At 68.5% G+C, this 13,836-nt stretch carries 10 protein-coding genes; 1 reads left to right on the top strand and 9 read right to left on the bottom strand.

Annotation, left to right across the window (positions count from 1 at the left end; translation table 11 throughout):
* Positions 1-43 precede the first annotated feature (43 nt).
* The 4 genes from E2F48_RS09990 to E2F48_RS09975 form a co-directional block, all read right to left on the bottom strand.
* Positions 44-469, bottom strand: a complete 426-nt coding sequence (locus tag E2F48_RS09990) for a DUF779 domain-containing protein (protein ID WP_133403830.1) — start codon at positions 467-469, stop codon at positions 44-46.
* Between the two features lie 9 nt (positions 470-478).
* The gene (exaC, locus tag E2F48_RS09985; RefSeq protein WP_133403829.1) at positions 479-2,002 is read right to left on the bottom strand and encodes an acetaldehyde dehydrogenase ExaC; all 1,524 of its coding nucleotides are present in this window, start codon (positions 2,000-2,002) and stop codon (positions 479-481) included.
* A 141-nt stretch (positions 2,003-2,143) separates the two neighbouring features.
* Complete coding sequence (locus tag E2F48_RS09980) at positions 2,144-3,472, bottom strand: GAF domain-containing protein (RefSeq protein ID WP_133403828.1); 1,329 nt, start codon at positions 3,470-3,472, stop codon at positions 2,144-2,146.
* A gap of 59 nt (positions 3,473-3,531) precedes the next feature.
* Positions 3,532-4,953, bottom strand: a complete 1,422-nt coding sequence (locus tag E2F48_RS09975) for an FAD-dependent oxidoreductase (RefSeq protein ID WP_133403827.1) — start codon at positions 4,951-4,953, stop codon at positions 3,532-3,534.
* Positions 4,954-5,122: 169 nt separating this feature from the next.
* On the opposite strand from E2F48_RS09975, the gene rarD reads away from it, so the two are divergent.
* Positions 5,123-6,124 (top strand): EamA family transporter RarD, encoded by a 1,002-nt coding sequence (gene rarD, locus E2F48_RS09970; protein ID WP_246018773.1) that lies wholly within the window; start codon positions 5,123-5,125, stop codon positions 6,122-6,124.
* Positions 6,125-6,220: 96 nt separating this feature from the next.
* Here the strand turns inward: rarD and E2F48_RS09965 are convergent, their stop codons facing one another.
* From E2F48_RS09965 to E2F48_RS09945, 5 genes are all read right to left on the bottom strand, one after another.
* Complete coding sequence (locus tag E2F48_RS09965) at positions 6,221-7,063, bottom strand: universal stress protein (RefSeq protein ID WP_133403825.1); 843 nt, start codon at positions 7,061-7,063, stop codon at positions 6,221-6,223.
* Positions 7,064-7,198: 135 nt separating this feature from the next.
* Complete coding sequence (locus E2F48_RS09960; RefSeq protein WP_133403824.1) at positions 7,199-9,325, bottom strand: amylo-alpha-1,6-glucosidase; 2,127 nt, start codon at positions 9,323-9,325, stop codon at positions 7,199-7,201.
* 98 nt (positions 9,326-9,423) lie between these two features.
* Positions 9,424-10,443, bottom strand: a complete 1,020-nt coding sequence (locus E2F48_RS09955; RefSeq protein WP_133403823.1) for a glycosyltransferase family 4 protein — start codon at positions 10,441-10,443, stop codon at positions 9,424-9,426.
* 328 nt (positions 10,444-10,771) lie between these two features.
* Positions 10,772-12,316 (bottom strand): APC family permease, encoded by a 1,545-nt coding sequence (locus tag E2F48_RS09950; RefSeq protein WP_133403822.1) that lies wholly within the window; start codon positions 12,314-12,316, stop codon positions 10,772-10,774.
* On the bottom strand, positions 12,313-13,740 hold the full coding sequence (locus tag E2F48_RS09945) for a flavin monoamine oxidase family protein (RefSeq protein WP_133403821.1): 1,428 nt from the start codon (positions 13,738-13,740) through the stop codon (positions 12,313-12,315). The genes E2F48_RS09950 and E2F48_RS09945 overlap by 4 nt, the downstream gene beginning before the upstream one ends.
* Positions 13,741-13,836: the final 96 nt, after the last annotated feature.

Below are 13,836 nucleotides of genomic sequence, written 5' to 3'. Positions count from 1 at the left end.
GCCGGAGACTCCCGTCGGTTGCCCTGCTGTTGGAGGCCGTGGCCTAGGGCATCAGCCTCGACCGGATGAGGAACCGCTTGCCCTCGGGCGCCTCCACCGAAAAGCCGCTCCCGCGCCCCGGCACCACATCCACGGTGAGGTGGGTGTGCTTCCAGTACTCGAACTGCTCCCGGGACATCCAGAAACCGATCGGCTTCCCGCCGTTCCCGGGGGCACCCCCGGTGGGCTCACCGCCGTCGTCCCCGGCGGAGATGTCGAGGACGCCGAGCAGGATGTCCGCCTCGGCCGTCAGGAACTCGCCCTCCGGATAGCACATCGGCGAGGACCCGTCGCAGCAGCCCCCGGACTGGTGGAACATCAGCGGCCCGTGGAGGTCCCAGAGCTTGCGCAGCAGCTCGGTGGCCTCCGGGGTGAGGGCGACCCGGGAGAAGTCCTCCCCCGGGATCACCACCGACGCTTCGAGTGTCACGGCGCGTTCCTAGAAGAAGCCGAGCTTGTTCTCGGAGTAGCTGACCAGGAGGTTCTTGGTCTGCTGGTAGTGGTCGAGCATCATGGCGTGGTTCTCGCGGCCGATCCCGGAGGACTTGTAGCCGCCGAAGGCCGCCCCCGCCGGGTAGGCGTGGTAGTTGTTGACCCAGACCCGGCCCGCCTGGATCTCCCGGCCCGCGCGGTATGCCACGTTGCCGTTGCGCGACCAGACGCCGGCTCCGAGCCCGTAGAGGGTGTCATTGGCGATCTCCATCGCCTCGGCGTAGTCGTTGAACCGGGTCACCGAGACCACCGGGCCGAAGATTTCCTCCTGGAACACCCGCATGGAGTTGGTGCCCTCGAAGATCGTGGGCTTGACGTAGAAGCCCTCGGCGAGGTCGCCGTCGAGCATCAGTCGCTCACCGCCGATCAGGACCTTGGCGCCCTCCTGGGCGCCGATGTCGAAGTAGGAAAGGATCTTCTCCAACTGGTCGTTCGAGGCCTGCGCGCCGACCTGGGTGTCGGTGTCGAGCGGGTTGCCCTGCACCATCTTCTCCACCCGGGCCACGGCGTCGGACATGAACGAGTCGTAGATCGAACCCTGGACCAGCGCCCGCGACGGGCAGGTGCAGACCTCGCCCTGGTTGAAGGCGAACAGGGCGAAACCTTCGAGCGCCTTGTCGTAGAAGGAGTCATTCTTCTCCGCGATGTCGGAGAAGAAGATGTTCGGGCTCTTCCCGCCCAGTTCGAGGGTGACCGGGATGAGGTTCTGGCTCGCGTACTGGCTGATCAGCCGGCCCGTGGTGGTCTCGCCGGTGAAGGCGATCTTGCGGATGCGCTTGGAGGAGGCCAGCGGCTTGCCGGCCTCGACGCCGAAGCCGTTGACCACATTGACCACGCCCGGGGGCAGGATGTCGCTGATCAGCTCCATGAGCACGAGGATCGACGCCGGGGTCTGCTCGGCCGGCTTGATCACGACGGCGTTGCCGGCGGCCAGGGCGGGCGCCAGCTTCCAGACGGCCATGAGGATCGGGAAGTTCCAGGGGATGATCTGGCCCACGACGCCAAGCGGCTCGTGGAAGTGGTAGGCCGTCGTGTCGTCGTCGAGCTGGGAGATGCCGCCCTCCTGGGCGCGCACGGCGCTGGCGAAGTAGCGGAAGTGGTCCGCCGCAAGCGGCAGGTCGGCGGCGAGGGTCTCACGGACGGGCTTGCCGTTGTCCCAGGTCTCGGCGACCGCGAGCATCTCGAGGTTTGCCTCGATGCGGTCGGCGATCCGGTTCAGGACCAGTGCCCGGTCCGCGACCGAGGTCTTCCCCCACGCCGGAGCCGCCTTGTGGGCCGCGTCGAGGGCGAGGTCGATGTCCTCGGCCGTGCTGCGGGCAACCTCGCAGAAGACCTTCCCGTTGACGGGGGAAACGTTCTCGAAGTACTGGCCCTTGATCGGGGCAGCCCATTCACCGCCGATCCAGTTTTCGTACCGGGGCTTGAAACTGACCTTGGATCCGTCCTGGCCAGGCTGGGCGTAAACAGTCATTGTGTAACTCCTTGGGCGTTGGAAACTCCGGTGGACGCCGTCGTCCACGCCCCGAGCCTAGGACGCGGCACGTTGCACCGACGTTGCACGGCCCACCGCAGGGGCCAACGACCGGCAGGCCCACCGGCGGGCCGTCGGCCGTCAGCGGTGCCAGTCGCTGCCCAGTTCCCGCTCCAGCCGTTCGATGTGGGCCACGACCGCCGACCGGCGGGGGGAGCGTGCCGGAAGCACCTTCAGGGCCGTCATCCAGGCGTCGGCGTCGTACTCGGCCTCGGGCAGCTGGAGGTACTGCAGCAGGGCCTCGGCCCCACCGTCGTTGAGGACGGCGTCCCGCAGCAGGAAGCTGATCTCCCCCCGCAGGCGGGTGATCGCCGGGGCCTGGGAGCGGGGAAGCACCTGGCCCTTGTAGATCCCCAGGGCCAGGAGGTGCGAGCCCCGGTGCAGATGGTTCAGCACCTGCACCGCATCGAGGATGAGTTCCTGCGGCAGCCGGTACGGCCGCGACGCCGGCATCAGGGCGCCCCCGTGCTGGCCGAGGGCCTTGCGCAGGCGCAGCATCTCCGCGCGGACCGTGGTCACCGACGCATGCTCCGGGTAGGCCATCACGGCGAGCTGTTCGGCGCTGAGCCCCTCGGGATGCATGGCGAGCAGGGCGAGGAGTTCGGCGTGGCGCAGCGTCAGTTCGCTCGCCCGGCCCCCGGCGTGGAGCAGTCCGTAGTCGGTGCCGAGGATCTGCAGGCTGCTGCGGTACAGCGACTGCGGGACGCCCCGGTCGGCGGGCCGGCGGGACGGGGAGAGCCTGCTGCGCAGCCGCTGGATAGTCAGCTGCGCCTCGGCGGCGGCCACGCTTGCCTGGACGAGGGAGAGGGTGTGACCGGCGACGGCGTCGGAGGCTCCGGTGATGTCGACGACGCCGAGGACGGTGCCGGAATCGGGGTCGTGCAGCGGCACCGCGGTGCAGCTCCACGGATGGGCCTGCGGGCTGAAGTGTTCGGCGCCGGCGATCTGCACGCTGCTGTCAAGGGCCAGGGCGGTTCCGGGTGCACTGGTGCCGACGGTGGCCTCAGACCAGTCAGCCCCCTCCATGAACATCATGCCCTCGGCCCTGCGCAGCGATGCCCGGTCGCCGTGGACCCACAGGAGCCTGCCGTGCTCGTCGCCGACCGCGACCAGCAGGCCGCTGTCCCGGCTGGGCTGGATGAGGAGCCGGTCGATCACCGGCATCACGGCTGCCAGCGGATGGCTCTCACGGTAGGCCACCAGCTCGTCCGGAGTGTAGGACAGCCGGGCGCCGGCCCGCTCCGGGCCGGTCAGATGCCCCAGGGAGCGCAACCATGAGTCGTGGACCACCCGCCGGAGGCTGCCTTCGGGCGGATCACCCCGGCCGAGCGCGCTGTGCGCGTCGACAGCGCGCTGCTGAACCACTCGGGATGTAAGGTCCCCCGAGGAGGTCGGTCGGAACGGCGACATCGGCACTCCACATCATGAATTCCGCCGCACAGGGGGCGGAACTCACAGTGTAACCGAGGTCACTCCCCGCGCGATATGGCGATCATGTCCTCGCGGGGGACGAGTTTCACCCGTTCCCGGACGAGGTCGCCGTTGCCCGTCTCGTTGACGAAGTTGGCTCCCAGTTTCAGCTCGTGTGCGTCCAGGCGCAGCCATCCTTCCCAGGTGGTGTATTGGACGCCGCGGGATTCGAGCAGTTTGATAATGGCGTCCTCCGATGGGTCCTCGGCCGCCGGCAGGTTGAGCCGGTCCTCCAGCAGGAAGCCGATGGTCTCCAGGGCGTCGCCCTTGGTGTGGCCGATGAGCCCGACGGGTCCGCGCTTGATCCACCCGGTGGCGTAGATGCCAGGGACGGGGTTGCCCTCCTGGTCGATGACGCGCCCACCCTCGTTGGGGATCACGCCGCGCCGCGAGTCGAAGCCGACCTCGGGCAGTTCCGAGCCGAAGTAGCCCACGGCCCGGTAGACGGCCTGCACCGGGTAGTCGATGAAGCTTCCGGTGCCGCGGACGGTGCCCTCCCCGGTGAGCTCGGTGCGCTCGAACCGGATGCCGGCTACCCTGCCCGGGGTTTCCGGCGAATCGTAAATCTCCACCGGGGTGTGCAGGAAGTGCAGGTGCAGCCGGCGGGAGGCGCCGGTGGGCTCGTCCTCGACCAGCCAGTTGGTGAGGGTCTTGACCATGGTCTTGGTCTGGTTGTTCGTCGCGATCTGCTTCTCGGAGGCCTCGTCGAAGTCGAAATCCTCGGGGTAGAGGACGATGTCGACGTCGCGCGAGTGGGACAGCTCCCGCAGTTCGAGGGGAGTGAACTTGACCTGCGCCGGACCGCGCCGCCCGAAGACGTGTACGTCGGTGACGGGCGACCGCCGAAGACCGTCGTAGACGTTGTCGGGGATCTCGGTGGTCAGCAGGTCGTCGGCGTGCTTGGAAAGCATCCGGGCGACGTCCAGTGCGACATTGCCGTTGCCGATGACGGCGATTTCCCTGGCGTCAAGGGGCCAGTCGCGGCTGACGTCGGGGTGCCCGTCGTACCAGGAGACGAAGTCCGCTCCGCCGAAGGAACCCTCGAGGTCGATCCCGGGGATGTTGAGGTCGGCGTCCCTGACGGCGCCGGTGGCGAAGATGACCGCGTCATAGAAGCGGCGGAAGTCCGAAAGCGTGAGGTCGCGGCCGTAGTTGACGTTGCCCAGGAACCGGATGTCGCCACGGTCGAGCACCTTGTGCAGGGCGTTGACAATGCCCTTGATGCGCGGATGGTCGGGTGCCACACCGTACCGGATCAGGCCGTAGGGGGCCGGGTACTGATCGAAGAGATCGATGCTGACCTCGAAATCCCCTCCCTGGACCTGGTGGGATTTCGTCAGGATGTCCGCGGCATACACGCCGGCGGGGCCGGCTCCGATGATCGCGACCCGCAGCGGACGGCCCGCAGCTGAGGTAGACACTGATTTGCCTTCTTCCGTGGTGGAAACACTCAAGGTAACCGGTCGGTGCGCCGAATTTGCGCACATTTATCTATTCTAAATCAGTGCGGCGCAGGGGGCTAAACCAGTGGCGTGGATCTCACTTCGCCCCTCGGGGAATAATTTCCGGTCCTTCACGGTTCCTCACCGTGTGAGCGATGCGACAGCGGTAAAAACTCAACGACCGGCCCGCAGTGAGAACTCACTCGGCATCTTCTACGGCATCGGCGCGTACGGCCTCTGGGGCCTGCTCCCGCTCTACTTCCTCATCCTCCACCCGGCCGGCGCGGTGGAGATCGTCGCGAACCGCGTCCTGTGGTCCCTGATCTTCTGTGTCCTGCTGCTGACCGCGACCAGGGCCTGGGGCACCGTGCTCGCGGCGGTGCGCGCTCCGGGCATCGTCGGAAACCTCGCCGTGGCCGGCGCCCTCATCGCCCTGAACTGGCTGACCTACACCTACGGTGTCACCACCGGCCACGCGATCGAGGCGGCCCTCGGCTACTTCATCAACCCGATCGTCTCGGTGCTGCTCGGGGTCATCGTGCTCCGGGAGAAGCTGCGCCGCCTGCAGTGGGTGGCCATCGGGCTGGGCTTCGTCGCGGTTATCGTCCTCGCCGTCGGGTACGGCACCGTGCCGTGGATCGCCCTGATCCTCGCGTTCTCCTTCGGCTTCTACGGCTTCGTCAAGAAGCGCGTCGGGTCCCGCGTCGACGCGGTGTCGAGCCTGAGCATCGAGACGGCGCTGCTCACCCCGGTCGCCGCAGCGGTGATGATCTGGCTGGGCGCGACCGGCGCCGCCACGCTCACCACCGAAGGTCCCGGGCACTTCTGGATCATGGCGGCCTCCGGGGTCATCACCGCGGTCCCCCTGATCTTCTTCGGAGCGGCCGCGCGCCGGCTGCCCCTGAGCACCATCGGCCTGCTCCAGTACCTCGCCCCGATCCTGCAGTTCCTGCTGGCCCTGTTTGTCTTCGGGGAGGAGATGCCGCCGGAGCGCTGGGTCGGCTTCGGACTCGTCTGGTCGGGCCTGGCGCTGCTGACCATCGACATGCTGCGCTCGGTGCGCTCGGCCCGCCCGCGGAAGGGGTCCGGCGGAGCTTCTCCCGCCGGCAGCGCCGCACCGGCCGGGCAGACCGCGCCGGTCTCCTCCTAGGGACTAGCTCCCCCTAGGAGGCTGCCTCCTCCCGTGCCGTGGGTCCCCCCGGGTCGCTGCCTCCCGGGCCGTAAGCCCCCTTCCGGGGCTGGCGGGTCAGGCCGCCGCGAGGTTCCAGTCGCGCGGCACCACGACCATGGGCACCGGCAGGGCACGCAGCATCTTGTTGGCCGTCGAGCCCAGGAACAGCTGGCTGTGCTGGGCGAGGCGGCTCGAGCCGACGATCACCAGTTCCCCGGCGTCCCATTCGACGTCGTCGATCGCCTGCTCGATGGTCCTGCCGTGGGCGACCGCAATGGTGGCCTCGTGGCCTCGTGGAAGCTGCTCGACGGCCTTGATGAGCACCGTGTTGGCGTGCTGGTGGGCCTGGTTCACGGCCTCCCCCGAGTCCGTCGGGTCGCTGACATCCAGGGCCACCAGCGAGATCAGGCGCAGCGGCACCCCGTGCCGGGCGGCGGATTCGACGGCGACGTCGAGCACCGCCCCGGCACCGGCCCGGGTGCCCACGGCGCAGGACATGCGGGTGATGGTGTCCCGGTGGCGGTAGCCGCGCGGCGCGAGCGCCACCGGCACCGGCGAGGAGTGAAGGACGGCGTTGGCAACGCTGCCCACGGTGAAGCGCCGCAGCAGTCCGTTGCTTGAGGCGCCGATCACGATCAGCTCCGCCTCGAACTCGCGGGCGGCCTCGAGCAGGCCCTCGGCGAACGAATCGGCCGTCCTCACATGGGTCTGTACGGCGACGTGGTCCGGGGTGCCGGCGGCGGCCTGGGCGAGAGCGGCCTCGGCGCGGTCGGTGCCGGGGGCGGCACCGCCGGAGCGCGGCCGGTTGAGCACGGTAACCAGGTCGACCTGCGCCCCCTGGGTGGAGGCCAGCGAGGTCGCCAGCGCGAGGGCGTCCTGGCCGCGGTCGTTTTCCGTGTATCCGACAACGTAGCGCACGGGGTTTCCTTCGTTCGGCGGGTGCCCCGGAGCAGCGGAAAGGCCGCGCCGGCGCAGGATGGCTTTCACTCTATCCCCTGCCCGGCACGGCCTTGACCGCGGCGGCGCGGTGTCCTCAGCCGATAGAACACCGTCCTAGATGAGGTCCTCCAGGGGACCGCGGGGCGCGGGGCGGTGTCTCACGCCCGCCGGAAGTCCTTCGATCGTCCCGCCGCCTGCCGCGCCGCGCACGCTGATGCGGGAGGCACCGAGGCGCACGTTCCCGGCGCTGACGCTTCCGAATTCCTCCGGCAGCACCGGGGCCAGGCACACCTCGCCCTGCGGCAGGAGCGGGTCGAAGCGCAGGAGGGTGCGCAGAAGGTGGACCGGGGACGCCGACGCCCAGGCCTGCGGGGAACACGATGTGGGGAAGGGAACCGGCTCGGCGAACTCGTCGCGGGAGAAGCCGCAGAAAAGCTCGGGCAGTCGGCCGTCGAAGTACTCGGCGGCGTCGAACAGGCCCCGGGCGACCCTCACCGCTTCCTCGACGAAGCCGTACCTCATGATGCCGGCGGCGACCAGGGTGGTGTCGTGCGGCCAGACGGAGCCGTTGTGATAGCTGACCGGGTTGTAGGCGCCCATATCGGAGGCGAGGGTGCGGATTCCCCATCCTGTGAACATTTCCTCGGACATGAGCCGCTCGACCACAAGGGGCGCCTTGTCGGCATCGACGATGCCAAGCCACAGGCAGTGGCCCATGTTGGAGGCGCACGCGTCCACGGGTCTCTTGTCCTTGTCCAGCGCCACCGCGAAGTAGCCCCTGTCCGGCAGCCAGAACCGGTCGTTGAACTCCGCCTTGAGATACGCCGCCTTATGCGCCCATTTGGCGGCACCCGGGTCATCTCCGAGCTGCCGCGCCAGAAGTGCCCGGCCGAGGTAGGCGCTGTAGACGTAGGCCTGCACCTCACAGAGCGCCAGCGGGGCTTCGGCCAGGGAACCGTCGGCGAAGTTGATGCCGTCCCAGGAGTCCTTCCAGCCCTGGTTCACCAGTCCGTGGTTGTTCCTCCGCCCATACTCGACGAATCCGTCGCCGTCGCGGTCGCCGTACCGCTCCACCCACTCCAGGGCGCGGTCGGCATGCGGCAGCAGATCCGAGATCAGGTCGCTGGCCAGTCCCCACCGGCCCATCTCACCGAGGAGGGCCACGAAGAGGGGGGTGGCGTCGGCGGTGCCGTAGTACGCACGGTTGTGCCCCAGTGCCAACCCGGCGCCGGTCCCCAGCCGGACCTCGTGCAGGATCCTTCCGGGCTCCTCCTCCGTTGACCGGTCAACCTTCTCCCCCTGCATGGACGCCAGCGTCTGGAGCGTGCCGGCGGCCAGGGTGGGATCCACCACCAGGGCCATGTAGGAGGAGATGAGCGAGTCCCTCCCGAACAGCGCCATGAACCACGGTGCCCCCGCGGCCACAGCGGCACGCCCGGGGTCGTCGGGATCGAAAATCCTCAGCGCACCAAGGTCCTCCCGGCTGCGGGCGAGGACGCGTTCGAGGTTCCGGTCGCTGATGGCGAGGCGGGGCGCCTCGCGCTCCCAGTCGGCATGCCGTTGGGCCGCTACATGGTGCACGGACCCCGCGGTCGGGGAGAACGGCTCGTCCGGGCCCACCCCCTCGACGAGGGGCGTGCTGATGATCCGGGCCGACCACGACCCCCGCGGTTCGAGTTCCGCCAGGAAGAGGAGCGACCCTTCGGTGACCACTCCTCCGGGTGCGCTCACCGCGACCCCCCTCTGGGACTCGTTCCTCACCGCTTCGATCCGGAGTTCGTCGCCGCGGACCTGCCGTGTGCCTTCCTTTGAGGCGGCTATCCTTCCACCCTTCACCTCGAACAGGTCGCTGAGGTCGGCGTCGATCAGGATCTGGATCCGGCAGCTGACCTGCCGCTGCGAGAAGTTGCGGAGCCGGATGTCGTCGCGCAGCCCCGGGCCGACCTCACGCTCGTGTTCCACCACGATGGGGCTGTCGGCGCCGTCGGTTCCGCTCGGCCTGCCGACGAAAACCGCCCGGTAGGGTTCCGGGGTGCGTGCGCTCAGGGGTTCAAGCGGGGAGCCGTCCACGGTCAGCTGCCATCGCGACAGGATGCGGGTGTCCTGGTAGAACGCCCCCTGAGGAAGACCCGGAAGGATGTCCCCGCTCTGGGCCGATATGCAGAATGAGGAACCTTCGACAAGAGTGACGGCGCCGAGGCCCGGTGAGCCTGCAGCATTATCCGCATTCCATCCATTCATGGACCGCTCCCGATCGATATTCCGCTACCGACAAGCCATTGGGCCCTCGCCCGTGTCCATGGTCCCGCACCCCGGATTCCGCGGCAATAGGCCGCGGTTCACCCCGCCGCCGCAGTTTGCAGATACAGGGCCAGGTGCTCATGAACCATCCGTTCCGCACTGAAACGCTCCTCGGTGCGGGCCCGGATGACGGCCCGGTCAAGTCCCGCCGCGCCCGCCAGGAGCGGTGCGAGCGCATCCGGAGTATCGGCGAGATACCCCGTCACGCCGTGTTCAACGATCTCCGGTACAGCTCCGAGCGGCGTCGAGACGACCGGCGTGCCGGTGGCCAGGGCCTCGATCGTCACCAGCCCGAAGGGTTCCGGCCACTGGATCGGGTTGAGGAGTGCGATTGCGCCCCCGAGAAGTGCGTATTTGTCGCCGTCGGCGACTTCGCCCAGGAACTCCTCATTCGGCCCCAGGATCGGTTCAACGGCATCGCGGAAGTACTGAAGTTCGACGGCTTCGCGCATCTTCGCCGCGATCTTCAGGGGAAGTCCTGCGGCCCGGGCGGTGCGAATCGCTTCGACAACGCCCTTTTCGGCGCACATCCGTCCGAGGAAACAGACATAGCCGCCTTCGCCCCGGCCGACCGGCACCCTGGCAACGTCGATGCCATGGTGGATGACCGCGGCCACCCGGATGTCCGGCGACCCGCTGAGCTGACTGCGTGAGATCGCAACGAGGGCGGTGTCCCGTGCTGCGGCCCGGTACAATTCCCGGCTGGCCGGAGTCAGCCGGTTGTGGATCGTTGCCACCACCTCGGCGCGCGGAGGCCGGTGCCGGTATAAAGGTCCGGCCGGGGTGTGGTCATGAATGAGGTCCACCTCGGCGAGCCCGGCATAGGCACGGGCGACGTGGTGCAGTTCCGAGCCGGTGATTCCCAGGGTCGAGGGATCCGACACTTCTGTGTTCGGAAGCAGCGGGACCGGACACCTGCTGTCCGCCGGTGCGGCCAGCAGCACCTCGTGACCGGCTTCGGTGAGCCCCCGGGCGAGGGAGTCGACCATCAGCTCCACACCGCCGTACCCATCCGGCGGAACCGGAAGCCACGGTCCCGCAATCAATCCGATCCGCATGATGACTCGCCTCGCACTGGCCGGCCCCTATGGATGCTCACGGCCCACGGGCCGCGGGAGGCTCCTTATCGAGGCGCTGCGGCGGGGGCCCACCGGTCGGGATCGGCGGCCACGCCGTCGACCGGTCAGTGGCGGCGTGCCGTAGGTCCAAGCCGTCCGGGGCGTTCCGTACGTCGATAGTAAGCCTCCTGACGGATTTCGTCGAGCCGGCAGGAGGCGTACCGGTTTGGCGGTGACGGTGGAGACCGGCGCCTTTAACGACGGAGGCCGCCGGCGGAACCTCCAGGAGAGGAATCCACCGGCGGCCCGGTCGGTACTCAGTCGGTGCTCAGTCGGTCAGGACGTCGTCGAACGCGTCCTGGGAGGTGCCCTTGCGCAGGCCCGCGCCCTTGAAGAAGCCGGGGTTGCGCCGGTACTGGATACCCATGAGCACGGCGCCTAGCAGGAGCACGCCGATCCCGAGGATGAACACCATGCCGATGCCGCCGACCTCCGAGCCCGAACCGTAGGCCGGGTCCATGGAGTCCATTGCCGTCTTGACGAACATCACCAGGAGGATGACCCCGCCCAGCAGCGGTGCGAGGAACTTGCTGAGGAAGTTGCCCGCTCCGCGGAAGGCCTCGGCACGGAAGTACCAGACGCAGGCCAGGGCGGTGACGCCGTAGTAGAAGCAGATCATCATGCCAAGGGCCGTGATGGTATCCCACAGGGCGTTCTCGGACAGCACCCGGGTCACCACGTAGAACCCGGCGGCGGCGACGGCGGCGGCGACCGTCGCATAGCGCGGGGACTTGTAGCGGGGGCTGACCGTGCCGTACTTGGCCGGCAGGGCATCGTAGTGGCCCATGGCGAGCAGCGTGCGGGCGGGCGAAACGAAGGTCGACTGCAGCGAGGACGCCGAGCTGCTCAGGACGGCCATCGACATCAGGATGGCGAAGGGACCCATGACCGGCCCGGCAAGTGCGGCGAAGATGCTGCCCTGGTTGTCGGGGTTGCCCGCGCCGAGTTCGCCGTCGCCGACGCCGGCGAAGGACAGCGTGGCCAGCGCGACGATCAGGTAGATGGCCATGATGACGACGATGGTGACGCCTGCTGCGCGACCCGGGGTCTTCTTGGGGTTGGTCGCTTCCTCGTTCATGGTGAGGCAGACGTCCCAGCCCCAGTAGATGAAGATCGACAGTGAGACGCCGGCGGCGAAGGCGGAGAAGGATCCGACGGCGAAGGGGTTGAACCATTCGGCGCTGATCGGGGTGGCATCGAAGGCCGAGCCGTTGGCCACGTGCGCGAACGCGGCGATGGCGAACCAGGCCAGGACGATGACCTGGAAGGTGACGAGCACGTACTGGACGGTCTTGATCGTTTCCATGCCCCGGTAGGAGATCCAGCAGGCCGCCGCGATGAAGATCAGGGTGGTGAGGATGTTGACCGGCAGGTTCAGGGTCAGGTCGGCCAGCGCGTCATTGCCGGTGAGCTGGGCAAGCATCAGGTAGAAGAAGTCGACGGCGACGGCGGCCAGGTTCGACAGGACGATGATCGTCGCGGCGATCGCACCCCACCCTGCCATCCAGCCGATCCACGGGCCGAAGGCCCGGGTGGCCCAGGTGAAGGAGGTTCCCGAGTCGGGCATTGCCTTGTTCAGCTCGCGGTAGCCGAGGGCCACCAGGAGCATGGGGACGAAGCCGACGAGGAAGATGGCCGGAAGGTTCACCCCCACCTCGGCAACGGTGGGGCCTAGGGCCGCGGTCAGGGTGTAGGCCGGGGCGATGCTTGAGACGCCGATGACGACGGCGCCCAGCAGGCCGACGGCGCCTGCGCTGAGGCCCTTCCTGCTGAGGCCTGTCCCCTTGCCGGCCGTGCGTACCTCTGTGCTCATTGGGTCACCTTCGTGAAGAGGGAACCCGGACCGGAAGCGGTGCCGGGTGGTGGAGCAAGGATGCTGCTGATGGTCTGTGCGGTGCGCCGGCCCATGCGGACCGCTCCGTCGACGTGCTGGTAACCCTCGGCGGCGATGTCCGAGCAGGACCAGTGGATCGGCCCGACGGGGGTGTGCTGGTGGCGGCCGTACCGGCTCAGCCCGCCGAGGTCGTAGCTCGAGGCGTAGGCGCCGCGCGTCCATTCCTCGGAGGCCCAGTCGGATTCGTAGTAGACCTCGGGGGTCAGGGCTTCGGGGCCGAGGAAAGCGGCGATGGATTCGAGGATCCGCTGCCGCCGCTGCTCCGGCGGCAGTTCAAACATCGCGTCGGCCTTCTCGTCGGAGACGAACCCGACAAGGGTTCCCCGGGCGTCGCCGTGGTTGGTGTTGTCGTACACCTCCTGCACGATGGAGCCTGCGCCGAACCCGGTGCCGGAGAGCCCTGCGGCGCGCCAGAACGGCCTGGCGTAGACGGCGTGGACCTTGATGACCAGGCCCAGCGACTGGTGCTGGTGCATCTGGTGCTGCAGCCGGGGCAGCGGCGGGTCGTAGGAGATCCGGGAGTAGAGGTTCGGCGGCACGGCCACAATGCAGCGCCGGGCGTGCACGGTGAGCGCCTCGGAGACGGCGGTGACACTGGCGCCGTCGTCGTCCGTCCCGCCGCTCCAGCGCAGGGTGCGGACCGGGGCATTGAGGAACACGTCGTCGCCGAGTTCGGCCGCCATGCGCTTTGAGACCTCCTGCATGCCGCCGACCACGCGCTTGTCGAGGATGAAGTTCTCGTCAACGAGGTTGGAGAAGGATCCGGCGGTGGCGGCCATGAGCACCGCCTGCAGCGCCGAGAAGGAGTGGGCGGGCTTGGTGAGCATTCCGCCGGCGATGAAGAGCCCGATGTTGTTGCAGGCCTCCTCGTCGTTGGAATGCCGGCGCAGCCAGGAGGCGAAGGACTCGGAGTCGAGCTCGCGGGCGAGCGGGTGCTCCCAGGGCGCCTCGGGCCCGGCCTCCTCCACCAGCCGATCGAGCAGTTCCGTCAGGCGCTCCATTTCGGCCCGGGTGTGCTCCCCTACCGGGAACCACTCCCCCGTATAGCGCCGGGCGGTGCCGTCGGCGCCGATGTAGACCGACTCCCCGTCTCGGTAGCGGGAGTAGGTCTCGAGGCCGAGCTCCTCGAGCAGGGCCTTCAGGGCGGTCTGGTCGGGTGAGACCCACTGCCCGCCGACCTCGAGGACGGCGCCGTCGATGACGTCGGTGTGGGTGCGGCCTCCGACCCGGTCCCTCGCTTCGAGGACCGCCACCGTGTGGCCGGCCCTGCGCAGTTCACGCGCGGCGGTCAGGCCCGATGGCCCTGCGCCGATCACGACGACGTCGCGTTCAATCGTTTTCATGGTCTCCTTACGGCGGCGGTGACGTCCGCCACAAAATGAATGGTATTCATTTACTGTGAGGACTTTAGCGAACCGGCCCGCCTTTGGGAAGAGCCG

The sequence above is a fragment of the Arthrobacter crusticola genome, from assembly GCF_004357995.1.
In the GTDB taxonomy this organism is placed as follows: domain Bacteria; phylum Actinomycetota; class Actinomycetes; order Actinomycetales; family Micrococcaceae; genus Arthrobacter_D; species Arthrobacter_D crusticola.
Note: the sequence above shows the minus strand (reverse complement) of the source record. Positions and strands in the feature narration are given on the sequence as shown.

Coding starts and splice junctions, on each gene's coding strand:
- E2F48_RS09945 (WP_133403821.1), bottom strand. CDS start 13,740: ATGAAAACGATTGAACGCGACGTCGTCGTGATCGGCGCAGGGCCATCG.
- E2F48_RS09980 (WP_133403828.1), bottom strand. CDS start 3,472: ATGTCGCCGTTCCGACCGACCTCCTCGGGGGACCTTACATCCCGAGTG.
- E2F48_RS09950 (WP_133403822.1), bottom strand. CDS start 12,316: ATGAGCACAGAGGTACGCACGGCCGGCAAGGGGACAGGCCTCAGCAGG.
- E2F48_RS09960 (WP_133403824.1), bottom strand. CDS start 9,325: ATGAATGGATGGAATGCGGATAATGCTGCAGGCTCACCGGGCCTCGGC.
- E2F48_RS09955 (WP_133403823.1), bottom strand. CDS start 10,443: ATGCGGATCGGATTGATTGCGGGACCGTGGCTTCCGGTTCCGCCGGAT.
- exaC (WP_133403829.1), bottom strand. CDS start 2,002: ATGACTGTTTACGCCCAGCCTGGCCAGGACGGATCCAAGGTCAGTTTC.